We start from the raw sequence: 25,992 nt of genomic DNA, 5'->3' as shown, positions 1-25,992 counted from the left end.
ATGACAATAGCCCTCACGCTGCTGTGTGAGGGCTAAGCCATTTCAAAAAAGTTGAGATTTATGAGAGCAATTTCAATAGTGGATTTTCCTTGGCAAGGTGACACCCTGTTCCGCCGCGCTTGTTTCGTCAGCGCCGGACTTATCTCAGTACTGATGTTCTGCATCATGCTGTCACTGGTGATGGGCGCTTACCCTGCCCTCGCTAAGTTTGGGTTGTCATTTTTTACCAGCACTGACTGGAACCCAGTCACCGAAGAGTTTGGTGCCCTAAACGCCCTCTACGGTACTATCGTTTCATCAATTATCGCCGTTGCCCTCGCCCTGCCTGTGGGTCTAGGTGTAGCAATCTTCCTCTCTGAGTTGTGTCCAGCCGCCATTTCTAAGCCGCTGTTTATCGCCATTGAACTGCTCGCCGCCGTACCTTCTATTATCTACGGCATGTGGGGCTTGTTTGTGTTTGCGCCGTGGTTCTCTGATGGCTTTCAAATTTGGGCCAGCGAACACCTCTCAGATGTGCCAGTACTCGGCACCATTTTTACCGGCCCGCCAATGGGCGTAGGTTTGTTAACCTCCGGCATCATTCTGGCATTTATGATTCTGCCAATCCTGACATCACTGATTAAAGAAGCGCTTTCAACCGTGCCTAAAGTGCTGCGGGAAGCCACTTACGGTATCGGTGCCACCCAATTTGAAGTGATTGTCAAAGTGCTGCTGCCAGCGATTAAAGGGCCGATCTTCGGCGCGCTGATTTTGGCACTGGGTCGCGCACTCGGCGAAACCATGGCAATTACCTTCGTTATCGGTGGCGCACAAAGCATCGATGCCAGCCTGTTTATGCCAGCAACCTCTATCTCGGCATCCATTGCCAACCAATTCAACGAAGCCACCGGCGATATGCACATCTCTGCGCTCATCGGTCTTGGTTTAGTACTGTTTATGATTACCTTCGTGGTCATGGGTACCGCCCGTGTCATGCTGCGGAGGAAAGCACAATGATCCGTAAATTTAAAAACCAACTGTTCAAATTGGCCTGTATGGCCTCCACCGCCATCGGTTTAGGGATTCTGGTACTGATCCTGTTCACCCTGTTCCAAAAAGGCATGGCAGGCATGAACTTGGCACTGTTTACTGAAGTCACTCCTGGCCCAGGCGGTGAAGGTGGCTTGCTCAATGCTATCGTTGGTAGCGTGATTATGACTGGCATCGGCATTCTCATCGCCACGCCAATCGGCATTCTGGCGGGGACGTGGTTGGCCGAATATGGTCAAAACTCCAAAACCGCTGACAGCATCCGTTTTCTTAATGGCATGTTGATGAGCGCACCATCTATTTTGATTGGTCTGTTCGTGTACGAAATCGTGGTAGTGACCAGCGGTCACTTCTCTGGTTGGGCTGGCGCTATCGCCTTAGCCATCATCGCCCTGCCGGTGATTATCAGCACCACTGAAGAGATGCTCAAGTTAGTGCCGGTACAACTGCGCGAAGCCGGTGCTGGCCTTGGTACACCAAAATGGCGCGTAACGCTGCAACTGAGCTATCGCGCCGTGGGTACAGGCATTGTGACGGGTATTTTGCTGTCTATCGCCCGTATCAGTGGTGAAACCGCGCCGTTGCTGTTCACTGCACTGAACTCCAGTTTTATGTCGGTAAATCCAAATGAGCCAATGGCCAATTTACCGGTCACCATCTATCAATACGCCATGAGCCCTTATGAATCTTGGAACCAACTGGCTTGGTCGGGCGCACTGCTTATCACCATGGCGATTCTGTTATTAAACGTAATGTCACGTGCATTACCACAATTGAAAAAGCGGAGGTCCTGATGAGTCAGGTAGCCCAATTGAAAGATTACCAACAACCACTATCGCAAGCGTTGGTAAAGCGCATGGATATCAAAGACCTAAACTTCTTTTATGGTAAAGATAAACGGGTACTGTTTGATGTAACTATGCCGGTCTATGAAAACCGCGTGACCGCCATGATCGGCCCGTCAGGTTGTGGTAAATCTACCCTGCTGCGTTGTTTGAACCGTATTTATGAACTGTACCCAGGCCAATACGCCGAAGGCGAAGTGACCTTAGGTTCAGACATCAAAGTACTCGACCGCCGCGTTGACCTGAACGACCTGCGCGCCAAAATCGGCATGGTGTTTCAAAAGCCAACACCATTCCCGATGACGATTTACGACAACATCGCCTTCGGCATTAAGTTGTACGAACGCTTGTCACGTAAAGAGATGGAACACCGCGTTAAAGAAGCGCTGGAAAAAGCCCAACTGTGGGATGAAGTGAAAGACAAGCTGCACACTGATGCCTCGGGTCTGTCTGGTGGTCAACAGCAACGTCTGTGTATCGCCCGCACCATCGCGCTGAAACCTGACGTGATTTTGATGGACGAGCCAACTTCAGCGCTCGACCCAATCGCCACCCAAGGGATTGAAAAGCTGATCACTGAGCTGCGCCGCGATTACACCATCGTTATCGTGACCCACAACATGCAGCAAGCTGCGCGTATCTCTGACTACACCGCCTTTATGTACTTGGGCGAGTTGATTGAGTTTGGTGAAACTGAGCAAGTGTTTAACCAGCCTCGCAACCAACGCACCAAAGATTACGTGAAAGGGACTTTCGGTTAATGCGTTAGCCGATTGAACCAATAACTGAACACTAAAAGCTAAAACCCTACCAAGTAAAAGGGGCATGAGTTTAAAACTTATGCCCCTTTTTATTGTGCAATGATAAACAGCGAGGCTGGGGAGTTCCGTGCCGCATGCAAACCTGCCACCCTGCCGAAGGATATGCTTGATTACAGCCGATATTTTTCATCTTGCTCTGGAAATTCAGCATCTAGTTGGATGCCTGCTTTGTGCAGCGCCGACGATGCACGAAACGCAATCCGCGCCCAGCGGTCCTTGGTGTCATCACTGACGTTATCAGGGATCTTGCGCCACTCATTACTCAAAAAAGCGATATCTTCTGGCGTTAGCCACAGCGCCATACGGCCTTGAGCCAGTTCATCTTCGGGATTGGTGGGTTTCATATCTGTCCTTGAAATAAAGCGGGTAAACATCGGGGGAAACAACCCGTGTGGTTATGCCTCAGCGAATTGTGTCAGCCACTGATATACCACCTGAGTGATAACGCTAACATCATGCGACGTCAGTTCCGCTAGCGGCTGTTGCCAATTGTAATCGCGGATCACCACCGCACGATAGTCGCTGCCGTAATAGCCAACATCAATCAACAACCCACCTTTTTTATGGGTAAGTTGCAGTATATCTTCGCACTTCTCGGCATGTCTCAGCCAAGCAGGATTGTTAGCAAAATCGTATGGATCAAAACTCAGCTGCCATTGGTTGATGGCTGGCGGCAGTTCGCTGTTGGTATACATCTGTTCCATCCTGTTGGAAATACTTCGTCAATATTGCGCTAAGACTAAGCAACAGTTGGCGTTATTCGGTGGCATTTACTACTGATGTCAACCGAAATGCCACAACAACAAAAAATTCGTATAAGCTTAAACGCGGTCAAAGGGCATAGCTTGCAGCGATATATCAGCAGAAGATTATGATTTGATTAAATTAAGTGCAACTCAATAGGCCCAATTCAAGGAAAGGACGACGTAAATGGCCCCGCTAGAAATTGCCCTATTAGCAATACTATTACTCTACCCGCTGCTAGATATTTTCTTCGCCAACAGATATCAATCTCACAGTAAGAGCGTTGACTACATCAAGATTTCACTAGAGTTATGGGCGATAACCGCGCTGCTACTCTATGCCTTTGCCCAAAGTGACTTAAGTGTTAGCGCTGCTCAGCTACTGCCCTCATCAACATTTAAAACCTATTTAGCGCTGACGTTACTACTGCTGTTTATCGGCTATCAGTGCTATAGCATCAATGCAATTAACGCTAATAGTGACTATCGACAACAGATTGCTGAACAATTTGAAAAAGCCGATGCCGCGATGTTGCATCTGCTGCCCAAGTCACGTCGCGAATTCTTACTGTTTTCCGTGGTGCTTTCCGTTAGCGCTGGCGTATGCGAAGAGCTGATTTTTCGCTGGTATCTGTACGAATTTCTGCAAACACATAACCACTGGCTTGCCGCAATCTTTGGCAGCAGTTTGCTCTTTGGACTGTGGCATATCTATTTAGGCTGGCAACACGTGCTTAGAGCCACGATTATTGGCGGCGCTCTATGTGGTATCTATCTGTATTTTGACAGCATTCTCTTCGTGATTCTGCTGCACATTTTGATGGATGTATACTCAGGCAGTATCGCTTACTACGCGAGAAACTAATGCTTCTTCTTACCACTTACAGCTTATGGCTTATGGCTTATGGCTTATGGCTTATAGCTTACGGCTTACAGCTTACAGCTTACAGCTTACAGCTTACAGCTTACAGCTTACAGCTTACAGCTTACGCCTAATTTTCACCACGCTTGCTGCAACGCTTGCAGGTCGCAGCCGACAATCGCTTCAAGGTTGTCAGTGATCTTTTCTGCACTCCAGTCCCACCAAGCAATATCGAGCAGTTGAGTGATGGTGTCCGGTTCAAAACGATATTTGATCACTTTAGCGGGGTTACCGCCAACAATGCTGTAGGCTGGCACATCGGCAGTCACCACGGATTTACTGGCAATAATCGCCCCGCTGCCAATGGTAACGCCCGGCATAATGGTTGCCTCGTAGCCAATCCACACATCGTTGCCAACGTGCGTATCGCCTTTATAGGGCAACTCGGCGGCTGTGGGCATGACTTTCTCCCAGCCATTACCGAATATTTGAAACGGGTAAGTGGAGAAGCCGGAGAGCTTATGATTGGCGCCGTTCATGATGAATTTTACGTCTTTGGCGATAGCGCAAAACTTACCAATAACCAACTTATCGCCAATAAACGGAAAGTGATAAAGCACATTGCTTTCAAAGCGCTCAGGGCCGTCTGGGTCATCGTAGTAGGTATAATCACCAACGATGATATTTTCAGAGGTGATGAAGTTTTTCAAATAACCCACTTGGGGAAATCCTTGCATTGGCGCTTTGTTGTCTGGGTTGGGTCCGTTCACAATCTCTCCTTGGCGGTTTGCCATAAACCCTCAGCGAACTTGCTGCTATAGCGGTTTAGCAACAGTGACAATATTTAAACCTTCTCGGGCTTCGGGCACTTCAAAAAATTGGCTGACATAGTGGAATACCGCTTCTGTATCAAAATTAGCGCGCTCCGGTTGCTCCAAGCGCCGTTGACCAATCTGCGCCAAACACTGCACATCGGTAACATCGAGATACATCAATTGATGCTCACTCCCCATCTCACCGCATAGCGATAAAAACCATGCGCGTTGTTTGGCGGTATTCGCGGGGAAATCCATCACTACATGCGTGCCGATATTGAGTAATGCTTGTACGTGTTTTCTCACAAACGGTTTGATGAGGTTGGCGTACTTAAGGTAATCATCAAACGACGTGATTTGCGCAGGAAAGTGCGCCGCTAACCACTCATCCTCCGAGATAAGCACAGCATGATTTTCAGCGGCGATCAGTTTAGCTGTTGTCGACTTGCCGGCACCCATCTTGCCGCAGAAAAAGAATAATTTTCCTTTGTTTTTCATACCATTCCTTTGCGCTACATCTTACAAAAGCGATTGAAACTAACGGCAGTTTTTATCGAGAAAGACGACGGCACACATCATCAGTCTTGCCTAAATCACACGATGTGATGCGTAACAGCTCAACCTTGCTAACTCGTCGCAGTATCACTAAAGCCAGCATAACTTGCAACGTCAGCCAAGCACCTTGACCAATCAGCTGCGCTCGCCATAAAAATCTTGGCAGTAGGCGCGATATCAACGGCCGAATCTAGACTACCGGCTGGCACCATCACCCAATCGTTCACCACTGCTGCGGTTGGCACCGCTGAACCACAGTGCTGACAGAAACTTTTTACATGGCGTGAGTTGGCATGTTGATAGGTTTTTACGTCTCGCTCACCAGACAACCACGTTAATTGTCCACTCGCGAATAGATTGGCGGCATGCGCACTGCCGGTATCTTTTTGACAGCGATGGCAATGGCATAGGTAAAAAGATTGAAATTCGCCACAGAGTTCAAACGTTACACTGCCACACAAACAAGTACCTCGATATGTTGCTGACATTTGCATATGTCCTTATTTAATGCAGCTGTTGCCTCAAGGCAGAACATGTCGCGCCACCAAGATACGCGGTGATTAGCATTGCCATGCTGCGTCTCAATTGTGGTGGACCGCTGTCCGCCATATCGTTATGGCGCGCGGCAGGAATTTGTACCACACAACTACCAAATCGTGTTTGCTCGGCGGTAGTTGGCAAAACACCTGCATCAGCGGGGAAATCACTGCCGCGAATCGACAACACACCAATCGTTTCACTTCTCGGCAAGGGCACGCGGCGGTTATCCAGCGTTATCACCGTTTTAATGTACGGCTGGCCTTCATTGGCAAGCCACGCGGAAATGTCACCGCCATTGGAATGACCAAACAACAGTAGTGAGTCAAAGTCATAATTTGGGTATTGCTCTTGAAGCGCCGCCCGCATGAACGCCAAGGTAGCTGCGCCACGGCGCCAATTTTCGCTACGGGTCTGGTACAGATTGCCGCTAACCGAGAGTGGTGGATCTTGCGGTAGCTCATGCGCAATCGCCACCGTTAAATAACCAAGCTGATTTAACGCATCCGTGGCAAAGCGATATTGGCTATGACCCATGCCGTAACCCGCACTCACAAACGCTACCGGACACGGTTGCTTAGCGGTACAAGCCGCTTGATGCGTGGGCGCAGCTATCTCCACTGGAATTTGTCGCTGACGCGCAGCATCTTCAATGATTTGCGCATCTGCGGTGTTGAACAAACACAAGTAACTTACAACAAACCCAAGTAAATATTTCAATCGAGTTCCTCGGTCAGCCCCAGCCAAGTGTCTACCGGATATTGATATCGTTCAGGCAAACACCTCGACAAGATAACGATTACGCCTCAAACAATTTGTCAGCCACGAATGGGTTGTGCTGACGTTCATCGGCAAAGTTCGACATTGGGCCGTGGCCGGGCACAAACTCGACATGGTCGCCCAGTGGCCACAGTTTATGGCGGATGGAGTCGATCAGCGCTTGATGATTTGAGCCAGGGAAATCATTACGGCCGATAGAGCCGCGAAACAACACATCCCCCACCCACGCTACCGATGCTTCATCACAGAAAAAGATGATATGGCCCGGCGTATGCCCCGGACAATGCGCGACTTTTAGCGTGATATTGCCCAGCGTAACGCTGTCGCCATCTTGCAGATATTGGCTCGGGACAAACTTATCTACCGCAGGGAAACCAAACTTTTGGCTCTGCATTGGCAGGTTCTCCAGCCAAAACTGATCCGCTTCATGTGGGCCAATAATGTCGACACCTGTGGCAGCGGCTAGTGCGGCGGCACCACCAACATGATCGATGTGGCCGTGAGTCAGCAAAATTTTATCTAAGGTTAAACCATGTTCAGCAATGGCCGCTTTAATGCGATCAATATCACCACCGGGATCAACCACTGCCGCTTTATTGGTTTGTTCACACCAGATCAGGCTGCAATTCTGTTGAAACGGCGTTACAGGAATAATCTGAAATTTCATAGGTTAAAACTCACTTTGCTGACACTAATAAGCAGCTAACACCATGATTAACTGCCGAGTAATGGCAGCAGTCTACCGCCTTTTACACTAAATATCTGCCCAGCGATTAGCCAACGGCTGCCGCCGGTCACAAAATCGCGTAGTATGGCGCCACTCTGTACGCTGCACGAAAACACTAACCATGACAGCACTAAATCATATTGAAGGCGCGGTAACCTTAAAACACACGTTTGCACTGCCGCTCGATTATCAACAACCTCAAAACACCATCACCGTGTTTGCCCGCGAAATGCGCGGCTTGCAAGCAGGCGCAGAGCAACTGCCCTTTTTAGTCTATTTTCAAGGTGGCCCCGGCTTTGGCGCACAGCGGCCAATATCCAATAGTGGTTGGCTAAAACGCGCGCTACAGCAGTATCGCGTGTTATTGCTCGACCAGCGTGGCACCGGGCTGTCCTCGCCTATCAGCTACGCCAGCCTCGCCCACCTAGATAGCGATGCTCAAGCGGCATATCTCAGCCATTTTCGCGCCGACAACATCGTGCGCGATGCAGAAGCGATTCGCGCACAACTTTCCCCCAATACACCGTGGACGGTACTAGGGCAAAGCTTTGGTGGGTTCTGTATTTTGCGTTACTTAACCGATGCGCCAGCAGGGCTAAAAGCGGCGTTAATCACAGGCGGCATTCCGAGCATCAACCGCAGCGCGGATGAAGTGTATCAAGCCACCTTTAAACGGGTGTTGCAGAAAAATACCGATTTCTTTCATCGCTTTAGCGACGCCCGCGCGCTGACCGACAACCTAGTTAACTACTTGCGCCAGCACGATGTCACCCTAGCCAACGGCGATAAACTGACAGTAGAGATGCTGCAATTGCTCGGCATCAACTTAGGCATGGAACAAGGCGCTGAGTCCGTCTATTACTTGTTAGAGCAAGCGCTGATCGATACTGCCGCGGGTCAAACACTCAACCCGCTGTTTTTGGCGCAATTCAATGAAATGCTCAGCTATCACACCAACCCGATTTACGCGATTTTGCATGAGTCGATCTATTGCCAGCAGCAAGCTTCCAACTGGGCAGCACATCGCGTGCGTGCCGGCTTGCCTGAATTTGCTAGCGATGCCGCATCCGTCCTGTTTACCGGCGAGATGGTGTTTCCGTGGATGTTTGACCAAATTACCTGGCTTAAACCGCTGAAAGCCGCCGCCGAAAAACTGGCCGCCAAAGCCGACTGGCCGATGCTGTATGACGTAAACACACTGCAGCAAAACACCGTGCCTGTGGCCGCCGCGGTCTACAGTAATGACATGTATGTGGAACGGCAATTTAGCGAAGAAACCGCGGCACAGATCCCCAACCTGCGTACCTGGGTCACCTCAGAATATGAACACAACGGCATCCGCATGGATGGCGAACATATCCTCGATAAACTGTTAGCGCTGATTAGCGGCGAGCAGTTGCGTTAATCCTGCATCATTTTAAGCGGGAGCATCACCCTGCGCCCGCTTAATATCACATCGATTGTTATTCGATTTTTTGCCGTTCGTTTATGAAAATACCCGCCGCATCAAGTAGACATTAGGCTTAGTTATATTCATATCAATAGCGTCTTAAGGGCGACGCCTTACGCCGATTTCCCGCCATTTGCTGCGGCAAACTCAGGCTATTGGCATGAATTATTTGAACGCCACCTCTTCAATAATTGCCACATCAAACCGCCAAATTGTTAAAGCATCCTCACCAAATTACATACTTTGCAAACATTTAAATAATTGACGTGACCAATTTGTTAAGGTTTGATGTATGGTGATGTGCAACATCAAATAATTTATACAGAAAACATAACAATAAAATTGCATTGAGGAAGATGTATGAAGTTATCCCGCCCCCAAAGGTTTAAGTTCAGCCTACTGCAAATGTCGCTATTAACTACGCTAGGTGTTATTCCGGCAGCCTATGCGCAAGCGGCTGAGCCAACCACAGATCAACCAACAGAAATCGAACGTGCCGCCATTGAAGGCAGCTCAGGCGATATTGAAAAAATCACCGTAACCGCACGTCACAAAGCCGAAACACTGTTAGAAGTGCCTATGTCCGTTTCGGCCGTATCCGCCGCTGAATTGGCCGACCGCGATATCACTTATGCTGAGGATCTTTATCGTACCTTGGCTGGTGCAGCCATGCCGGGCAATCAGTTGATTCTACGCGGTTTAAGTGGTGGTAATGATGCCGCGCCTGATACCACATCCACCTTTGTTGATGACGTGCCATTTAACTACACCAACCTTACCGATATTGACCGCATTGAAGTCTTACGTGGTCCACAGGGCACCTTGTATGGTTCCAACGCCATTGGCGGAACGGTGCGTATTATCACTAAGCAACCACAGTTAACCGATTTTGAACTGTTTGGCTCCGTGCAAGCGGGTAAAGAGCAGCATGTGGACGGCACAAACACCAACTATTCACTTGGTGTAAACCTGCCGTTGATTGATGACAAGTTGGCGCTGCGGGTGAACTATAACCGTGATGCACAGCAAGGTCAGATGGTTAACATGTACACCGGCAATCAAGCCGACAGCCATGATTCGTTGATCCGCAGCAAATTGCGTTGGCAAGCCACGCCAGCACTGAACATTGTTGCAGGCTACAGCCATATTGAAGAGAAAAGCCGTGGCACATCAACGGGTGACCTCGCCACACCTGGCTACTATTACGATTACAGCGCCACTGAAAACCCTGATGCAGCTTACGGCTACGATATCGATATTTTTACCGTAGATTGTGACCCTAACGTCAACCGTGCCGCCTGCCGTGGTGATGCCAACAGCAGTGTGCCGAGCCGTTTTCAAGTGTGGCAGCGGATGGACTCATGGAGCAAAGATAAGACCGACCTGTACACGCTAAACGTCGATCATGACAACCTGCTTGACATTGCCACCTTAAGTTACGCTGGGTCTTACAGACAAACCAAGAGTGACTCGCTGGATGATTTCGCCTATCTCGACTTTTACAACATGATGGACGATTGGATCATCAACGACACCAAAGAGAAGCGCCAAACCCACCAGTTACGTTTGCAAAATTACGATGCCAGCAGCCCTTGGTCGTGGACGATTGGTGCTTACTACGACAAATCCACCATGCCATATCTGCCGCACGCGCAGGATGAGTTTTTCAGTGGCAGCGATATCGATTCGGCGCTGTTTCTTGCCTTTTACGGTGCCGATGGCCGTCAAATTGGTTTAGATAACTGGAACGATCCCACCTTGATGTGGAATCTCACTTACTATGATGCCGTTTCGCGCGAATTAGCCTTTTTTGCTGACACCTCCTACCTATTTGATTTAGGTAGCTATGGTAATTTAGAAGTCAACGCGGGCATTCGACGCTTCGACCTACGCGATTCTACCCACTACTCCCAGCTCGGTATGTGGGGCAACACTGACAGCGAAACGACCGGTAAAGAATCGGGCAATCGCTATAAATTCAGCGTGTCATGGCGACCAAACAGCGATCTTTCCGTCTACGGCTTGTACTCCGAGGGCTATCGTCCCGGTGGCAACAACGGCCCGCTACCAAGCTTGTGTAACGAAGATCCCAATGCCGTCAACCGGAAAGACCGTTACACCTCAGATCAAATCAAAAACTATGAAGTGGGCGTTAAATCACGCCTATTTGGTGGAAAAATGGATTTGGCCGCCGCTGCTTATCAAATCGATTGGACTGACATGAAAACCAGCGTGTACATGGAAACCTGTGGTTTCTCCTTCACCGCTAACGGTGGTCAAGCCCGTTCACGTGGTTTAGAGCTGGAATCAACCACTTGGCTGACCGACGATCTGAAAATGCTGCTGAATGCGTCTTACACTAATGCGGAAGTTACCGAAGATAACGCCACCATTTCGGCGCAGAAAGGCGACGATATGACCATGGTGCCAAAATACAACGGTTATCTGGCGTTGGATCAAGGCATGGACCTGTTTAACCGCCGCGCCAATGTGCGAGTAGATTACTCCGTCTATGGCAGCTTCAAGAGCCACTTTAACGTACGCGATGAAGACATTTCGCCCGCCTATGGTTACGTCAATTTGTCTGGTCGTATGGAACTTAACGAAAACCTCAATCTGAGCCTGCACGTTAACAACCTGTTTGACCGTGAAGTGACCACCTACCGTCGTGCAATGATGCGCGATGAGAGCGATACCTTGTCGCCACTCAGCGTGCGCTATCTCGAAGGCCGCAGCTTCACCATCCGTTTAGATTACGCGTTTTATTAAGCGGCTCATTAACATAAACATACCGAGGGCAGCAATGCCCTCTTGTTCCTTTCTAAGTAAGCGAATTTATGAAACCAATACATTATCTTAGCGCCGCGATCATCAGCGCCATCGCTGGGCTATCACTCAATGCAAACGCCGCCGACAGCATCACCGCGCCAGTGGCTAAAAAAGTACCTCACGAGCTAGTGACCAACGGCCACAAACGGATCGACAACTATTACTGGTTGCGAGACGACACCCGTAAAGACCCGCAAATGCTCAGCTATTTACAGGCTGAGAACGCCTATGCCGATGCCGAAATGGCCGACACCAAAACACTGCAAAGCCAACTGTTTGATGAAATGAAATCGCGCATTCCGCTGCATGACAGTTCGCTTCCTATCAAATCCGGTCACTATTACTACGCTACTGAAATGGTGGGCGACAATGAATATCCCATCTACGTGCGCAGCAGCACATTGGACGGTCAAGACAAGCAAACTATCTTAGACGTCAACCAACTCGCCAAAGGCCATGCGTTCTTCAATTTATCGAATGTCGAGCCAAGCCCCAACGAAAAATTGCTCGCCTACACCGTCGATACGGTCAGCCGCAACCTATTTATCGCCAAGATTATCGATTTAAGCACTGGCAAACCGCTCAGTGATGAACTGGTCAATATCCAAGGCGATATTGTTTGGGGTAACGACAATCAAACGCTGTATTACATCAAGAAAAACCCAACCACCCTGCTCGGATATCAAGTGTATCGTCATACTCTTGGGCAAACGCAATCCGCAGATGAACTGGTGTATGATGAAACCGATCTGTCCTACTACACCTACTTACGCAAAAGCAAAGACAAGTCGACAATCTACATCGCGCACCAAGCCACCGAAGCCACGGGAGTGCACCTTATTGATGCCAATGACCCACACGCTAAACCGGTCGCATTTACCGCACGCGATCCACAGCTGATATATGACGTGCAAAAACGTGGCGATGATTTCTATATCCTCACCAACCTCGGTGCTAAAAACTCCCGCATTATGAAAGTCGCGGCCAAAGCGATCGGCGATAAAGCCCGTTGGCAAGAAGTGATCCCCGGCAGCGACACCGCACAAATCCAAGCCTTTGAATTGTTTAATGACTATTTAGTCTATCAGGTGCGTAGCGATGCCCAATCACATATCAAAGTGGTGTCGCTTAAAGATGGCAGCCAACGTGAAGTTGCCTTTGATGGAGAAGCCTATTCGTTAGACCTATACGGCAATAACGAACTGGATAACACCGTATTACGTTTGCAATACTCCAGCTTTACCACGCCAACCATTGATTATGATGTTGACCTGACTACGCTGAAACTGACCCAGCTCAAGCAACAAAAAGTGCTAGGTGATTTCGATGCAAATAACTACCTGTCGAAGCGGATTTTCGTTAAGGCCCGCGATGGTGCACAAGTGCCAGTCACTTTGGTGTACCGCAAAGATACCAAAATCGATGGTACCGCCCCGCTGTATCAATATGGCTACGGCTCGTACGGCGCCAACATGGATCCAAGCTTTAAACCCGAGCTAATCAGCTTACTCGATCGCGGTTTTGTCTACGCAACAGCACATATTCGTGGTTCGCAAATGAAAGGCCGTGGCTGGTATGAAGATGGCAAAAAACTCAACAAAAAGAACACCTTTAACGACTTTGTTGATGTCACCAAGAGCTTAGTCGCACAAGGTTATGGCGCAAAAGACAACGTGTTTGCCGTGGGTGGCAGCGCCGGTGGTTTGTTGATGGGCGCGGTAATAAACCAAGCACCGGAACTCTACAACGGTGTAGCGGCGCATGTACCGTTTGTTGATGTGGTCACCACCATGTTGGACGAATCAATCCCGCTGACCACCAACGAATACGATGAATGGGGCAATCCATCGCAGCCCAAGTACTACGACTACATGTTGTCGTATGCACCGTACGATAACGTGAAGAAACAAGCCTACCCTAACCTGCTGGTCACTACCGGTTTATTTGACTCACAAGTGCAATATTACGAGCCAGCCAAATGGGTAGCAAAACTGCGTGATTACAAAACCGATGATCACCTATTGCTGTTCAAAACCGATATGGAATCAGGCCACGGCGGTGCATCCGGCCGCTTTAATGGGCTACACGAAACCGCATTTGAATACGCCTTCTTCCTTAAGCTGCTAAAACAAAAGTAAGCATCGTTACTTATTGTTGAGTCATAATGGCGCATCCTCGGTGATGCGCCTTTTTCAGTTAAAGTGATTGACAGGAAACTGATAAATTCAATTTATACAAAGAGTTAGATGTGCGGTCATTTACTGACTTAATAGCTCATCTCGCATGCGTACTACTATGATGCCCAACCAGAAGGAGAGTGCATTTGAATATCAATGCTACAGTTATCGGCCAGTTTGTTGCTTTATTCGCTTTAATCATGGGTGCTGTTTGTTACTACCTAGCTCGCCGTAAAACACAAACCCCTATTTTGGCTGCTTTGCTCGGTATGGTGCTGTCTATCGTTCCGCTGTTTGGTCTAGTTTATTTGGTGATTCTGGTGCTTAAAAAAGATGTCAGTTCAACATCGGCTGCACACTTAACGCAGCGTTAAACGCAAGGAATATGCACTTGAAGGGATTTATACGAAACTATTTTACCGAATTTGGGCTAGCCGTCGCTGCGGTAATGGCAAGCCTCGCTGCCAGCATTGCATTGGCTAAGCTGACTAGCACGGAAAGTCTATTTAATATGTAGGTTAAAATTTAAACTAATGACCGCCTTTCCGTTAATCATTGGCCGAACTCATTTATGCCCCATTCATTGTTTCGGCGTCGTTCGCTGATAGCTCTCGAGTCATGGTTGATGACCAAATTTTTGTAATGCTACAGAGTGTCTATTGAGTCGCTCGCGATTCACGTTAAAAATAATCCCGCACTCAATTGACTAATTTTTCGCTAAACAATAAAGTTGCGTTTGCAAAGGGGAGTAACTTCATTGTCGGTAGATCGTCATCACGATGTTCATCACATCCGGTCGCCGAGCAGCCTGTTTAGTTAGGTTGTAAGTGAGACCTTGCCGGAAGGCGAGGTCTATTGCTGCTCAAAAATCAATGGCTGACACTTTCTGTGTTGGCCATTTTGTTTTTTAAAGGAGTAGTAATGTTATGAACACTGTTGGCACGCCGATGCTTTGGGGAGCTTTTGCTCTCATTGTAGTTACAATGCTTGCGATTGATCTGATGATTCAAGGTCGACGAGGCGAATATGGCATGTCCATTAAACAGGCTGCCGTCTGGTCAGTTATATGGGTATCAATATCATTAACCTTCAACGCGGGGCTTTGGTGGTATTTAAATAGTACAGCTGGTGATGAGGTTGCAGCGGCGCAGTCAGTCGCATTTTTAACTGGCTATCTCATCGAAAAAGCGTTGGCCGTAGATAACTTATTCGTATGGCTAATGTTGTTTAACTATTTTGCTGTTCCAGCGGCATTGCAGCGACGTGTGTTAGTTTATGGTGTTTTAGGTGCCATTGTATTACGTACTCTGATGATTTTCGGCGGCAGTTGGTTAATCTCTCAATTTGAATGGTTACTCTATCTATTTGGCGTATTTTTAATTTTTACCGGAGCCAAGATGTTTTTTGGTGGTGAGGAGCAAGAAAATGCGGCTGACAACCCCCTCATCAAATGGTTACAACGTCATCTGCGTGTTACCAATACACTAGAGAATGAACACTTTTTAGTAAAACATCATGGACTATGGTATGTCACGCCACTGTTTTTAACCTTGGTGATGGTTGAACTAAGTGATGTTATTTTTGCGCTTGATAGCATTCCCGCAATTTTTGCTGTTACGACCGATCCGTTCATAGTGCTGACGTCCAATTTATTTGCGATTTTGGGGTTGAGAGCTATGTATTTCTTGTTGGTCGGTATGGCAGATAAATTCTCATTACTTAAATATGGTTTAGCGGTCATTTTACTGTTCATTGGGTTAAAGATGATCCTAGTTGATTTTATTCATATACCCGTTGCGATTTCGCTTGGTGTCGTTGCACTGATCCTTGTCACAACGTTGGTTGCTAGTGTATGGATTAATCGCAAAAATCATTAACTACTGTGATGCAGCTGGGGCAAAAAACTAAGTCGATATACTTTTGCCCCAAAACGACTTAACTCATTGTCTGTGGCGCAGTCAAACGCAGACTTTCTCGCCTAAAAATTTTCATCCATTTCACTCAAATGTTGTCCTTCTTTGAAATACCTAAAAGCTGGACGGGGTATACAGCCATATTGAAATCATGGCGATTTTTATCCTAATTCCGTGCGCGTTTTTACATTTTAACATAAATAAATATTATTAAAATCATGCAATTATAAAACCTATGGGTTAGATAATAGGTTTTGGAAACGCGCATGCACGTTTTTCTAGATGGTGAATTTACCAAAATGCTGATAAGTTCATTACATACAGATAGTTAACTGTGCGCTTTTTCACTAGTCCAACAAGCTAAATGTGCATGCGCACTAATAAAATGTTATGTATTTGAGGAGTTTCATTGAAATCTTGGGTATCAAAATATCAAATTAGAGAGCGTAGAAGTCGATTAAAACGCCAGATCTCCAATGTAAATTGGCCTCCTGTCAGAGACAATTTACATTTGTTTATCGAGCAATTATTAAAAGACAATTCACCTGCACTTGATGAAATTTCTGTAGAAAAAACTAACGGCGATTGTGGTGAAAGTGGATTTATGGGTTTTGATTCACTCCAAGTTACACAGAAAGACCAACTTACTGGATCTGGTACTTGGATAATCGAGGAAAACCAGAAAAAAATAGAGTATCACAAAGAATACGGGGTTAGGTTGGACATAAATCACTCTCTTTCAGGCTCAATTAACGTCTTTCTTAATCGTTCAAAAAGTGAAATGACAGTTAGGAATAATCCAGACCTTTTGCTCTTTAATACAAATGACCCACTCGATTTAACGGATAAGAGAGTGATAAAATTTTTAAAAACTATGCTCTTTTACAGTGAGGTCACTAGTGTTGGGCGTAAGTCATCAGTATGGGATAAAGCGAAGCTCGCATTCCTTGAACTGCGAAGCCATATAAGACGAAAAAGTGCAAGCAGCTACATATATGATTTAGTGTCAAAGAGCCTTCTCAGTATTCTCAGTCTTGGGCTTGCAGCTGCGGCTGTTTACATAGCATACCTAACTCTATTGGCTACTCTTGGATAAAAAATACATAACAAGGCGTTTAAGACGGATTCACAACGCTTGGCATTTTTGGTTTGATTCAGCTTTTGTGTTTACAGCACAATGGGTTAGGTTTAGTGGTCTGCGTTGCTCACCACTTAACGCGGCGTTAAGCCATAGAAATTCTTATCCGAAAATTACGAGTTAGAGTTAAAGCTTTAACTCAGAATTGTCCCAAAACCAAGTGACCTACCGTATCAGGTTTTATTGCTCGACCTAACTCACTCCAGCCGTTTGGTAAACCGTTTGGCTGCTAGCACTACACCACCGCAGGTGAATAACAGCAGCCAGATGGCGTCTTTACTCAATGACCACACATCGGCGTCGCGCAGTACGATGCCGCGCACCATGCGCATGAAATGGGTGGCGGGTAGCGCTTCGGCAATCCATTGTGCTGGTACCGGCATGGCGTCGTAGGGGAACATAAACCCCGACAGCAAGATCGATGGCATCAGGATAAACACGGTCATCTGCATCGCTTGCAGCTGATTTTTGGTCAGGGTGCTAATCACTAACCCTAAGGTGAGACTGGCAAAAATAAACAGTAGTGATGCGACCAATAACGAGTCCAAACCGCCCCGCACAGGCACCGCAAACAACCAATGGCCGACGGATAGAATAATCGACGCCTGCACTAGGCCAACCAACACATACGGCACAATTTTGCCAATCATCAACTCCAGCGGTTTAACTGGCGTGACAATCAAAAACTCCATATTGCCCTGCTCTCGCTCACGCACAATGGCGGCGGAGGTAAACATCACCATCGTCATGGTGAGAATGATCGCCAGCAATCCCGGCACGATATTGACCACCGAACGCTGCTCTGGATTGAAGTATTGCACCACTGCCATACTCGGGACGGTTAAACTCACACCCTGCCCAGCTAACTCTGTCAGCGGCATATTGCGTAACGACCGAATAGCTGCGGCGACCATGGTATCGGCGCCATCCACTAACCACTGCGCGATTGGCTCGGTAACTTGCGAATAGCTGGCGCTGCTCGCAAAGGCCGGATGGTTCACCAAGCGGCTGGCAAAATCTGCCGGGATCACCAGCACCGCTTTCACCTCTCCGCGCGTAATCGCCGCCTCGGCGTCGCGGGTAGAAAAATAGTGCTGTTTAAAATCAACTACCTGCGTCGCCACCACCATCTGCTGCAATTGGCGACTGTAGCTGGTTTGACTCAAATCGACCACGCCCGCAGGCACATGGCGCACGTCGGTATTAATGGCATAACCGAACAGCAATAGCTGCATCAGCGGCAACATCACAATCATGCCGAAGGTCATGCGGTCACGGCGTAACTGCTTCAACTCTTTGATGATAATCGCCCATAACCTAGCCCACATGGCGGCCTCCGGTACAACTAACAAACACATCTTCTAGGCTCGGGCGGACCAGCGCTAACTCATAATCGCGGCAGATGGGGGTGAGCAACTCCATGGCATCAGCAACGGTTTTACTGACCAATACCCGCAGATGATTGCCCACTTGCGCGGCCGAAATGACTTCAGGCACTGCCGCTAGCTGCTGTTTCAGTTGGCGTAAATTGTCCCCCGAGATCTCGACTACATTGGCCGCCATTGCTTGCATTAACGCGCGTGGCGCACCATCAGCTCGCTTGATGCCGTGTTCTAAAATCGCCAAACCGTGGCACCGTTCCGCTTCATCCATGTAGTGGGTCGATACCAAAATGGTGGTGCCAGCGGCGCTTAAATCGAATAATCGCTCCCAAAAATCACGGCGGTTTTCAGGGTCAACGGCTGAGGTGGGTTCATCAAGAAACAGCAATTCAGGTTGGTGAATGGTTGCACACGCCAACGCCAAACGTTGCCGTTGACCGCCGCTCATGGTGCCAGCCAATTGCTGCGTGCGTTCGGCAAGACCGTACAGTTGCAGCAATTCATCAATGCGTTGTGTGGCGGCAGCGCCTTTAACGTTATAGATAGCGGCGACAAAGCGCAGGTTTTCCAGCACGGTGAGATTTTCATAGAGTGAGAATTTTTGCGTCATGTAACCGATACGGCTTTTTAACGCTTCCTCATGCCCAGCGAGAGGTTGCCCAAGCACCGTCACCTCGCCTGCGTCGGCAAGCAACAAGCCGGTTAACAAGCGGATAGCGGTCGATTTGCCACAGCCGTTGGGGCCAAGGAAACCGTAAATCGCGCCGCATTCAATGCTGAGCGATAGTTCATTCACCGCGGTTAACTTACCAAAACGCTTGGTGAGCTTATCGGCCTGTAGCGCTATCTTGCTCATGGCAAGTGCACCTCAACGGCAACGCCAGCGGGAAGATTTAGGTCACTTGGCAGATCAATATCGGTGAGATACATCAAGCGGGCGCGATCGCGCTCATTTAACGCATAAAACGGCGTGAACGCTGGTTGGCTACGAATATGCCGCACCGTACCGATTACCGCCTGCTCATAACCATCAATATTGACCTGCACGCTATCGCCTTGATGTAACTGAGTGAGCGCCGCTGCGGGCAAGTACACCCGCGCATAACACGGCACGGCGGCTAACAAGCTGACTAACTGTACGCCAGCGGGGACGCGATCGCCCTGCTTCCACGGCAAAATATCTACCACGCCCGCTTTAGGAGCGCGAATGGTGAGATCGTCTAACGATTTTTCGGCGGAGCGCAATGCGGCGCTGGCAGCATTGGCTTGTTGTTGTGCTTGTTCAATCTCTTCTGGGCGATTGCCATTGCGCAGTTGTTGCCACTGCTGGTAAAGCTGTAGTTTGCTGGCGGCGGTTTGTTCACGATTGGCTAAGGCAGTGTCCAATTCTGCTTGGCCGATCATCTGTTCGCTAAACAATTGGCGGCTGCGTTGATAGCTGCGCTGCGCCTCTACCGCGCTGGCGGTGGCTGCCTGATAGGCGGCATCAGCGGCGGCGATGGCTTCATCGCGCGCGCCCTTTTGCAGCAACGCTAGTTGTGCTTGCGCTAGATCCAACTCGGCTTTTCGTTGGGCCACTAACGCGCTGGCGATACGATCATCGAGCCGCAGCAGAATTGTGCCTGCGGCAACTTGCTGGCCTTCACTCACCGTTAGCTCAGTAATCTGGGCATTCACCGGCGCGCTGAGTAACATACGGTCGCGCTCAACCGTGCCCATCGCCACCGAGTTGGGTTGGTCACATCCCAACAAGCCAGTGACCAAGAGTAGTAACCACGCCCATTTATTTTGCAGCATGATGCGGCTCCTGAAGCTCGGCTAAGGGCGCAACAAATAAACCGTGCTGCATCACTTTCACATTGTGCTGCAACAGCGTTTGCATGCCGTTTCCATTCGCTTCTAAGTCAAACTGCTGCAGCAGCAAACGCGGCGCGATCAGCGGGAATACCATCAAACTCATAAAACTGAGCCGCACCATTTTCGGATCAAGCCCAGTCTTTAACTGCTCTAGTTCGGCCAACTGCTGCACCCATGCAGTGGCATCGGCCAAAATCTCCATAAATACCTCGCTAAGCACGGCGTAAGCTTCATTACCGCCGGGATTATTAAGCACTTGGTAGATAAAACGCGGTAACGCGGGGTGCGCTTGCATCATTTGATAATAAGCTTGCATCAATTGCTGTGGTGGCTGACTTTCACGAGTAAGCGTCTGCCTGAGCATGTTCATTACAGGCGCTAACGTTTCGCGCACCATGGTATCGAACAGCCCCGCTTTGGAGCCGAAATAGTAGCGGATCATCGCGGCATCGACATTGGCACGACGCGCTAATTCACGAATCGATACCCGTTCATAGCTATTGTGTAAAAAGGTGCTGCGGGCGGCATCAATCAATGCAGCCCGAACTTGCGATTCTCCCTGCGGGCGTCCGAGTTTTTGCGCGGCCATCGTTTCACTCCGTTAATTCCTCTACTGATGAATATAACCAATGATCGCGGATTCGGCTGGCGGATTAATTCCACAAAGAGGCAGTAAATGGCGAATAAATCGCAAGACTGCTGAATTGCGGCGATAAAAAAGTCCCCCTAATGGCTGTAAACAGCCGTTAGGGAGACTTGCTGTGATTGAGTTTGGTCGGTTGCTCAGGTGATGACTCGTAAGGTTGGTTGCCACCAACGAGTCGTGAGCCTCAATCTGATAACGCTTCTGGTTGTTCTTCTAATGGTAAAGACTCGATTACCTCATCTTTGATCTGGTAATAAGCATCTTGGTATTCGTGTAATTCCATGAAAACTCCGGTTTTTGTGCTTGATTTGGTTATTGTTACACGCAGTGCTGTTGTGTCCGCAGTACCGCAAGTGATGAACGTTCAACGAGCGCAGAACAAGGGGCAATGCTGTCACTCGCTGTCGATTCAACAGCGCCGAGTGTATCAGCAACCAGACATGAATTACAAAAAACTTTCACAAATAAAAGCAAAATCTATCTAATAACGGCTTTAGAAGCTGTTTTTAGCACTCATTTTGTAACTTATTACAAAATACTTTCACTTTAAGCAAAGATTGAATGTTGTCACCCGCCCGAGACATTTGCCACCGTTTGCCTTGGGCCTGAATTGCCACTGACATCGGGCCTGTTTATGCATAAAAATGTTGTTCAAGGAGTTGGCGAACGTCAAATTTCAAGGTAGTGTAATCGACTAAATATACGATAGGTCAATAAGTTGGCGTTTAGCTGACAATGTTCTACCGTAAACAGAGGCGCGGATAGCAAAGTTGTCGATGACAGACATTCAATTAGTCGTTTTTGATTTAGATTTCACCCTTTGGGATTGTGGTGGCACTTGGTGCGATCACACAGAGCCACCCTACCAACGTCGCGGCGATCACATTTGTGATGCTGGCGGCAACAAAATCAGCTTATACGCTGATGTCGCTAAAATTCTGCACTATGCTCAACAACAGCAATTACCGCTGGCGTTGGCCTCGCGCACTTATCAACCGACGTGGGCCAAAAAATTATTACAGCTGTTTGAAATAGATGATTTTTTTGAAGTACAGCAGATATTTCCTGACAGCAAAAGAACACACTTCGCCACCATTCAGCAACTCACGGGTGTTGCCTACAACAACATGCTGTTTTTTGATGACGAAATGCGCAACATCCAAGACGTAAGCTCACTCGGCGTTAAGGCCGTTTATGTTGAAAACGGCATTAGCTGGCCCATATTTCAACAACAGTTAGCCGCGGCATAACCAAGGAGATGGAACAACAGATGCGTAAGTTAATCACTGGAATCGCTTTAAGTGTCGCGCTGTGCAGTTACGCACAGGCAAGCGATATAACTCAACTCGATAGCAGTATCGATTTTCGCGCGGTCTATTGGCATGGCAACCAAGTGTGGGCATCGGGTACTGCTGGTAGCATCTACATGTCGGCTGACAATGGCAAAAATTGGCAGCAGATTACTGCACCGCAAAATAGCGATCAGCTGGAGTTTCGCGACATCCAACCGCTCGGTGATGGCAAAATACTGGTCATGAGTTCAGGTGAAGGCGATGATTCGCGCATTTACGCCACCAGCAACAACGGGGCAGATTGGCGCCAAGTTAACAATAGCGTCAGCCCAAAACAGTTTTATGACTGTTTTCAAATGATCGATAACCAAACAGGCTATCTCTACGGTGATTCGGATGAGCAAGGCTTGTTCGTGCTGCAAACCGACGATGGTGGAGATAACTGGCAACGGGTAGCACTGCCCATCCCCGCACAAGCGGGTGAAGGCGGTTTTGCCTCCAGCGGTACTTGTGTCAACCGTGGCAATAGCAACATTCAAGTGGTGATAGGTACGGGCAATGTTGAAAAACCACGCATCTTGCTGCGGGATAAATCCGGTTGGTTGTCGATTGATACGCCATTTGCCGGCGGTGCCGCCACAGGTGTGTTTTCAGTGCAATTAAGTGGCGATGACATCTATGTCTTTGGTGGTTCACTCAATGCGCTCGACAAACCCGCCGTTGGCTGGAAATACAATCTACTCGACCAACATTGGCAAGTGTTACCGCCAATTCCACTCAAAGGTGCGGTGTACGGCTCCGCCATTTTCAGCAATGGTGAGACTGAAACGGTATGGATCACCAACCCTAACGGCGTGGCCGTGCTAGGTGCCAACGGCGATTACAGCAAATGGGAAAAACGCAGCAAGCTAAATATGTGGAGCATTGCCTGCCGCGACAATGTGGGCTGCATCAGCGTTGGTCAGCAAGGCACCATGCAACGCTTTGTGCCAAGAACTAATGTTCCTGCGCCTGCGACGCCGCCAACTCCGGTCCCTGCGCCAGCAAGCCAAGCAACCCCCGCACCAGTTGAAGATGCGGCCGCTGAACCGGCATCCGCCGATGAACCTCATCTGATAGATCGCACAGCGCCTGTTACAGAGAGCACACCCGCGCCTGCGGATGAACCACAACCAGCTCCAGCTGAGCAACCGCAGCAACCAGCGGAATCAACGCCCGCGCCTACGGATGAGCCTAAGCCAGCACCGGCTGAACAACCACAGCCAGCCGCAGAATCAACACCCGCGCCTGCGGATGAGCCAAAACCGGCACCGGCTGAGCAACCGCAGCCAACGGTAGAACCAACGCCAGCGCCAGCTGATGAGTCAAAACCAGTACCAGCTGAGCAACCGCAGCCAACGGTAGAATCAACGCCTGTACCTGCGGATGAACCAAAGCCTACGCCGCATTAGTGCTTAACCTACCTAAAACAAAGCCCGAACATTATCGGGCTTTGTTGTATTTCACTGGCAGCATTTTTTAACACGACTAGGCGGAAACTTCCGCCGCGTGATAGCGATAATGCAACACCTTCAACGCGCGGTCAGCGTCTACATCGGCAAAAGCTGCTGGGTTAGCAATTTGTTCGATGAAACTTAATTGCGGTACAGCTTCAGCCACCTGCTCCATCAAAAACGCGCGGCTCAGTTCTGGCGCATTGAGACACAGCAACACATCGGCGCCGTCGTTTAGCAACTCTGGCAGATGGCGCAGCAAGCGCACATAATCTTTGGTGGCAACAAAGCTGCCCTTTTGGTTACTGGGCGGATCAGCAATCAACAGATCATAAGGGCCGAGCTTGCGCAGTTTGCCCCATGACTTAAAAATGTCGTGGCCGAGAAAACGCGCGCCAGCGCCTAAATCATTCAGCATGTGGTTTTGTTTGCCGGTCGATAACGCGCCTTTGGCCATATCAATGTTGACCACTTCATCGGCGCCGCCACTCAACGCCGCCACTGAGAAGCCACAGGTATAAGCAAACAGGTTGAGCACTTTTTTGTATTTAGCCTGTTCAGCCACCCATTGGCGCCCGTTGCTCATATCCAAAAACAACCCGTGGTTTTGCCCACGCAATAAATGCACATGGAATTTACGGCCACGTTCGCTGACGATATGCGGCTCGGGGATCTCACCCGCTAACAACTCGGTATGAGTTTGCCCGCCTGCGCGGTATTGATACACCAAATTCAACGGCAGTTGCAGTGCCGCAAAACGCGCGGCCAAACGCTGCTGCAGTTGCGCAACGGCTTTATCTTCTAACGCTTTAAACGAGGTTAACAGCAATACTGGCGCAAACCAGTCCAGACACAAGTGCTCGCACTCTGGCAATAAACCACCACGACCATGGATTAATCGCTCGGCGCCATTATCGGCTTGCGTGCTAGGGTTGATTGCATCAATTGCCTCAAGAAACAACTGCATTACTCGTTTTCACCTTGTTTATGTTCAACTGCTTTCACTGATTCATCATCATCCGTTTGACCGTTGGCTCGGTCATGGATTTCCTGTGCGCTGCTATCGTCCGCTAATAAAATGGCGAACTTACGTGATTGGGCATTATTCTCTAGCGCAATTTTCACCACCATGGTCAACGGCACCGACAGCAACATACCAACAGAGCCCAGCAGCCAGCCCCAAAAAATTAACGACAGGAACACGACCAGCGTCGATAAGCCAAGGCCGCGGCCCATAAAGCGTGGTTCCACCACATTGCCCATCACCGTATTGATGCCAACATAAAGAATGGCAACACCACCCGCGCCTGACGGGCCAAATTGCACAAACGCCAGCAGCACTGGTGGCAGCGCGGCAATCACCGAGCCGATATTAGGAATGTAGTTAAACAGGAAGGCAACCACGCCCCACAGCAACGGATAATCCACCCCCATCAGCCACAGTCCGATACCGGCAATTGCACCGGTGGCTAAGCTGACTAAGGTTTTGATCACCATGTAGCGGTTTACTGATTTCATAAATCGGTCGATTTGCGACATGCGCATATCGGGTTTGTCTAACGCCAGATGCAGTTTGCGCGGCAGCGATTCCGCCTCAAACAACATAAACACGATGGTGAGGATAATCAGGAATAGATTCGCCATCACGTTGCCAACGCCTGACAGCGTGTTGGTGGTCATCGACAACGCCATGCCAGGGTCAAAATACGCCAGCACTTGGTCTTTGGAGATACGGATATTGAACTGGCGCAGCTTATCTAAAATCCACGAAAACTGATCAACCAATTGCGAACGGTACTCAGGGAGATTCTTAGTAAAATCATTGATAGAACTGCCAACAATTGAGGCAATCCACAGGCCAGCCAACAAAATCAGCCCCATCATCGCTAACACCGCCAACCAACGTGGGCAACGATAACGCACAAACGTGCTGATGAGCGGACTGCAAATCATCGCGATAAATACCGACAACACAAACGGCACAACAATCGCGCTGGCCGCTTTAATGCCAGCGAGCACAATCACCAAAAATGCCATTACGGCAAAGCTACGCACGGTCATTGAGGGACGATAGCTTGATGTCATCAACAAATTTCCTTCT

The 25,992-nt window shown here is 48.8% G+C and carries 25 protein-coding genes; 12 read left to right on the top strand and 13 right to left on the bottom strand.

Going from position 1 to position 25,992, the window contains the following annotated elements; genetic code table 11:
• The first annotated feature begins 60 nt into the window (after window positions 1-60).
• The 3 genes from pstC to pstB are packed head-to-tail and all read left to right on the top strand — an operon-like array spanning window position 61 to window position 2,635.
• A complete protein-coding gene (gene pstC, locus L9G74_RS04400; RefSeq protein ID WP_238895060.1) occupies window positions 61-996 on the top strand; it encodes a phosphate ABC transporter permease subunit PstC in 936 nt (311 codons plus the stop codon).
• Complete coding sequence (pstA, locus tag L9G74_RS04395) at window positions 993-1,823, top strand: phosphate ABC transporter permease PstA (protein WP_238895059.1); 831 nt, start codon at window positions 993-995, stop codon at window positions 1,821-1,823. Before pstC ends, pstA begins: the two co-directional genes overlap by 4 nt.
• Window positions 1,823-2,635, top strand: a complete 813-nt coding sequence (pstB, locus tag L9G74_RS04390) for a phosphate ABC transporter ATP-binding protein PstB (RefSeq protein ID WP_238895058.1) — start codon at window positions 1,823-1,825, stop codon at window positions 2,633-2,635. Before pstA ends, pstB begins: the two co-directional genes overlap by 1 nt.
• A gap of 170 nt (window positions 2,636-2,805) precedes the next feature.
• On the opposite strand, the gene L9G74_RS04385 is transcribed toward pstB, so the two are convergent.
• Together L9G74_RS04385 and L9G74_RS04380 are read right to left on the bottom strand one after the other, a co-directional pair.
• Window positions 2,806-3,039, bottom strand: coding sequence for a hypothetical protein (locus L9G74_RS04385; RefSeq protein WP_238895057.1), 234 nt, complete (start codon window positions 3,037-3,039; stop codon window positions 2,806-2,808).
• Window positions 3,040-3,090: 51 nt separating this feature from the next.
• Entirely contained in the window at window positions 3,091-3,390 is a 300-nt protein-coding gene (locus L9G74_RS04380; RefSeq protein WP_238895056.1) for a hypothetical protein, read from the bottom strand.
• 235 nt (window positions 3,391-3,625) lie between these two features.
• On the opposite strand from L9G74_RS04380, the gene L9G74_RS04375 reads away from it, so the two are divergent.
• Entirely contained in the window at window positions 3,626-4,303 is a 678-nt protein-coding gene (locus L9G74_RS04375) for a CPBP family intramembrane glutamic endopeptidase (protein ID WP_238895055.1), read from the top strand.
• Window positions 4,304-4,437: 134 nt separating this feature from the next.
• On the opposite strand, the gene L9G74_RS04370 is transcribed toward L9G74_RS04375, so the two are convergent.
• The 5 genes from L9G74_RS04370 to L9G74_RS04350 form a co-directional block, all read right to left on the bottom strand.
• Window positions 4,438-5,094 (bottom strand): Vat family streptogramin A O-acetyltransferase, encoded by a 657-nt coding sequence (locus L9G74_RS04370; RefSeq protein ID WP_438944545.1) that lies wholly within the window; start codon window positions 5,092-5,094, stop codon window positions 4,438-4,440.
• 21 nt (window positions 5,095-5,115) lie between these two features.
• Complete coding sequence (locus L9G74_RS04365) at window positions 5,116-5,613, bottom strand: P-loop nucleotide/nucleoside kinase family protein (protein WP_238895053.1); 498 nt, start codon at window positions 5,611-5,613, stop codon at window positions 5,116-5,118.
• Between the two features lie 128 nt (window positions 5,614-5,741).
• Entirely contained in the window at window positions 5,742-6,158 is a 417-nt protein-coding gene (locus tag L9G74_RS04360; RefSeq protein WP_238895052.1) for a GFA family protein, read from the bottom strand.
• Window positions 6,159-6,174: 16 nt separating this feature from the next.
• Window positions 6,175-6,927 (bottom strand): alpha/beta hydrolase, encoded by a 753-nt coding sequence (locus L9G74_RS04355; RefSeq protein ID WP_238895051.1) that lies wholly within the window; start codon window positions 6,925-6,927, stop codon window positions 6,175-6,177.
• Window positions 6,928-7,006: 79 nt separating this feature from the next.
• A complete protein-coding gene (locus L9G74_RS04350; RefSeq protein ID WP_238895050.1) occupies window positions 7,007-7,654 on the bottom strand; it encodes an MBL fold metallo-hydrolase in 648 nt (215 codons plus the stop codon).
• Window positions 7,655-7,835: 181 nt separating this feature from the next.
• On the opposite strand from L9G74_RS04350, the gene L9G74_RS04345 reads away from it, so the two are divergent.
• The 6 genes from L9G74_RS04345 to L9G74_RS04320 all read left to right on the top strand — a co-directional run bounded on the left by L9G74_RS04345 (window position 7,836) and on the right by L9G74_RS04320 (window position 17,179).
• Entirely contained in the window at window positions 7,836-9,119 is a 1,284-nt protein-coding gene (locus L9G74_RS04345) for an alpha/beta fold hydrolase (protein ID WP_238895049.1), read from the top strand.
• Between the two features lie 405 nt (window positions 9,120-9,524).
• Window positions 9,525-11,933 carry a TonB-dependent receptor gene (locus L9G74_RS04340; protein WP_238895048.1) on the top strand — a complete coding sequence of 803 codons (2,409 nt, stop codon included), beginning with the start codon at window positions 9,525-9,527 and terminating at the stop codon, window positions 11,931-11,933.
• Between the two features lie 68 nt (window positions 11,934-12,001).
• The gene (locus L9G74_RS04335; protein ID WP_238895047.1) at window positions 12,002-14,131 is read left to right on the top strand and encodes a S9 family peptidase; all 2,130 of its coding nucleotides are present in this window, start codon (window positions 12,002-12,004) and stop codon (window positions 14,129-14,131) included.
• Window positions 14,132-14,316: 185 nt separating this feature from the next.
• Window positions 14,317-14,544, top strand: a complete 228-nt coding sequence (locus L9G74_RS04330; RefSeq protein ID WP_238895046.1) for a hypothetical protein — start codon at window positions 14,317-14,319, stop codon at window positions 14,542-14,544.
• Between the two features lie 552 nt (window positions 14,545-15,096).
• Entirely contained in the window at window positions 15,097-16,047 is a 951-nt protein-coding gene (locus L9G74_RS04325) for a TerC family protein (protein ID WP_238895045.1), read from the top strand.
• Between the two features lie 445 nt (window positions 16,048-16,492).
• Window positions 16,493-17,179 carry a hypothetical protein gene (locus L9G74_RS04320; protein ID WP_238895044.1) on the top strand — a complete coding sequence of 229 codons (687 nt, stop codon included), beginning with the start codon at window positions 16,493-16,495 and terminating at the stop codon, window positions 17,177-17,179.
• A gap of 239 nt (window positions 17,180-17,418) precedes the next feature.
• On the opposite strand, the gene L9G74_RS04315 is transcribed toward L9G74_RS04320, so the two are convergent.
• The 4 genes from L9G74_RS04315 to L9G74_RS04300 are packed head-to-tail and all read right to left on the bottom strand — an operon-like array spanning window position 17,419 to window position 21,049.
• Window positions 17,419-18,549 (bottom strand): ABC transporter permease, encoded by a 1,131-nt coding sequence (locus L9G74_RS04315; RefSeq protein WP_238895043.1) that lies wholly within the window; start codon window positions 18,547-18,549, stop codon window positions 17,419-17,421.
• Window positions 18,539-19,459 carry an ABC transporter ATP-binding protein gene (locus L9G74_RS04310; protein ID WP_238895042.1) on the bottom strand — a complete coding sequence of 307 codons (921 nt, stop codon included), beginning with the start codon at window positions 19,457-19,459 and terminating at the stop codon, window positions 18,539-18,541. Before L9G74_RS04310 ends, L9G74_RS04315 begins: the two co-directional genes overlap by 11 nt.
• A complete protein-coding gene (locus tag L9G74_RS04305) occupies window positions 19,456-20,400 on the bottom strand; it encodes an HlyD family secretion protein (RefSeq protein ID WP_238895041.1) in 945 nt (314 codons plus the stop codon). The genes L9G74_RS04310 and L9G74_RS04305 overlap by 4 nt, the downstream gene beginning before the upstream one ends.
• Complete coding sequence (locus tag L9G74_RS04300; RefSeq protein WP_238895040.1) at window positions 20,387-21,049, bottom strand: TetR/AcrR family transcriptional regulator; 663 nt, start codon at window positions 21,047-21,049, stop codon at window positions 20,387-20,389. Before L9G74_RS04300 ends, L9G74_RS04305 begins: the two co-directional genes overlap by 14 nt.
• A gap of 833 nt (window positions 21,050-21,882) precedes the next feature.
• On the opposite strand from L9G74_RS04300, the gene L9G74_RS04295 reads away from it, so the two are divergent.
• Both L9G74_RS04295 and L9G74_RS04290 read left to right on the top strand, forming a co-directional pair.
• Entirely contained in the window at window positions 21,883-22,356 is a 474-nt protein-coding gene (locus L9G74_RS04295; protein ID WP_238895039.1) for a magnesium-dependent phosphatase-1, read from the top strand.
• 20 nt (window positions 22,357-22,376) lie between these two features.
• Window positions 22,377-23,849, top strand: coding sequence for a hypothetical protein (locus tag L9G74_RS04290; protein ID WP_238895038.1), 1,473 nt, complete (start codon window positions 22,377-22,379; stop codon window positions 23,847-23,849).
• Between the two features lie 76 nt (window positions 23,850-23,925).
• Here L9G74_RS04290 and L9G74_RS04285 read toward each other — a convergent pair whose 3' ends face one another.
• Together L9G74_RS04285 and L9G74_RS04280 are read right to left on the bottom strand one after the other, a co-directional pair.
• Window positions 23,926-24,858 (bottom strand): class I SAM-dependent methyltransferase, encoded by a 933-nt coding sequence (locus L9G74_RS04285; RefSeq protein ID WP_238895037.1) that lies wholly within the window; start codon window positions 24,856-24,858, stop codon window positions 23,926-23,928.
• Entirely contained in the window at window positions 24,858-25,976 is a 1,119-nt protein-coding gene (locus L9G74_RS04280) for an AI-2E family transporter (RefSeq protein ID WP_238895036.1), read from the bottom strand. Before L9G74_RS04280 ends, L9G74_RS04285 begins: the two co-directional genes overlap by 1 nt.
• Between the last annotated feature and the right edge of the window lie 16 nt (window positions 25,977-25,992).

It is taken from the genome of Shewanella electrica (assembly GCF_022321485.1).
Classification (GTDB): Bacteria; Pseudomonadota; Gammaproteobacteria; order Enterobacterales; family Shewanellaceae; genus Shewanella; species Shewanella electrica.
Note: the sequence above shows the minus strand (reverse complement) of the source record. Positions and strands in the feature narration are given on the sequence as shown.

Excerpts from the sequence above, each read along its gene's own strand:
- pstC (WP_238895060.1), top strand. The coding sequence starts at position 61 with ATGAGAGCAATTTCAATAGTGGATTTTCCTTGGCAAGGTGACACCCTG.
- pstA (WP_238895059.1), top strand. The coding sequence starts at position 993 with ATGATCCGTAAATTTAAAAACCAACTGTTCAAATTGGCCTGTATGGCC.
- pstB (WP_238895058.1), top strand. The coding sequence starts at position 1,823 with ATGAGTCAGGTAGCCCAATTGAAAGATTACCAACAACCACTATCGCAA.
- L9G74_RS04385 (WP_238895057.1), bottom strand. The coding sequence starts at position 3,039 with ATGAAACCCACCAATCCCGAAGATGAACTGGCTCAAGGCCGTATGGCG.
- L9G74_RS04380 (WP_238895056.1), bottom strand. The coding sequence starts at position 3,390 with ATGTATACCAACAGCGAACTGCCGCCAGCCATCAACCAATGGCAGCTG.
- L9G74_RS04375 (WP_238895055.1), top strand. The coding sequence starts at position 3,626 with ATGGCCCCGCTAGAAATTGCCCTATTAGCAATACTATTACTCTACCCG.
- L9G74_RS04370 (WP_438944545.1), bottom strand. The coding sequence starts at position 5,094 with ATGGCAAACCGCCAAGGAGAGATTGTGAACGGACCCAACCCAGACAAC.
- L9G74_RS04365 (WP_238895053.1), bottom strand. The coding sequence starts at position 5,613 with ATGAAAAACAAAGGAAAATTATTCTTTTTCTGCGGCAAGATGGGTGCC.
- L9G74_RS04360 (WP_238895052.1), bottom strand. The coding sequence starts at position 6,158 with ATGTCAGCAACATATCGAGGTACTTGTTTGTGTGGCAGTGTAACGTTT.
- L9G74_RS04350 (WP_238895050.1), bottom strand. The coding sequence starts at position 7,654 with ATGAAATTTCAGATTATTCCTGTAACGCCGTTTCAACAGAATTGCAGC.
- L9G74_RS04345 (WP_238895049.1), top strand. The coding sequence starts at position 7,836 with ATGACAGCACTAAATCATATTGAAGGCGCGGTAACCTTAAAACACACG.
- L9G74_RS04340 (WP_238895048.1), top strand. The coding sequence starts at position 9,525 with ATGAAGTTATCCCGCCCCCAAAGGTTTAAGTTCAGCCTACTGCAAATG.
- L9G74_RS04335 (WP_238895047.1), top strand. The coding sequence starts at position 12,002 with ATGAAACCAATACATTATCTTAGCGCCGCGATCATCAGCGCCATCGCT.
- L9G74_RS04325 (WP_238895045.1), top strand. The coding sequence starts at position 15,097 with ATGAACACTGTTGGCACGCCGATGCTTTGGGGAGCTTTTGCTCTCATT.
- L9G74_RS04315 (WP_238895043.1), bottom strand. The coding sequence starts at position 18,549 with ATGTGGGCTAGGTTATGGGCGATTATCATCAAAGAGTTGAAGCAGTTA.
- L9G74_RS04310 (WP_238895042.1), bottom strand. The coding sequence starts at position 19,459 with ATGAGCAAGATAGCGCTACAGGCCGATAAGCTCACCAAGCGTTTTGGT.
- L9G74_RS04305 (WP_238895041.1), bottom strand. The coding sequence starts at position 20,400 with ATGCTGCAAAATAAATGGGCGTGGTTACTACTCTTGGTCACTGGCTTG.
- L9G74_RS04300 (WP_238895040.1), bottom strand. The coding sequence starts at position 21,049 with ATGGCCGCGCAAAAACTCGGACGCCCGCAGGGAGAATCGCAAGTTCGG.
- L9G74_RS04295 (WP_238895039.1), top strand. The coding sequence starts at position 21,883 with ATGACAGACATTCAATTAGTCGTTTTTGATTTAGATTTCACCCTTTGG.
- L9G74_RS04290 (WP_238895038.1), top strand. The coding sequence starts at position 22,377 with ATGCGTAAGTTAATCACTGGAATCGCTTTAAGTGTCGCGCTGTGCAGT.
- L9G74_RS04285 (WP_238895037.1), bottom strand. The coding sequence starts at position 24,858 with ATGCAGTTGTTTCTTGAGGCAATTGATGCAATCAACCCTAGCACGCAA.
- L9G74_RS04280 (WP_238895036.1), bottom strand. The coding sequence starts at position 25,976 with ATGACATCAAGCTATCGTCCCTCAATGACCGTGCGTAGCTTTGCCGTA.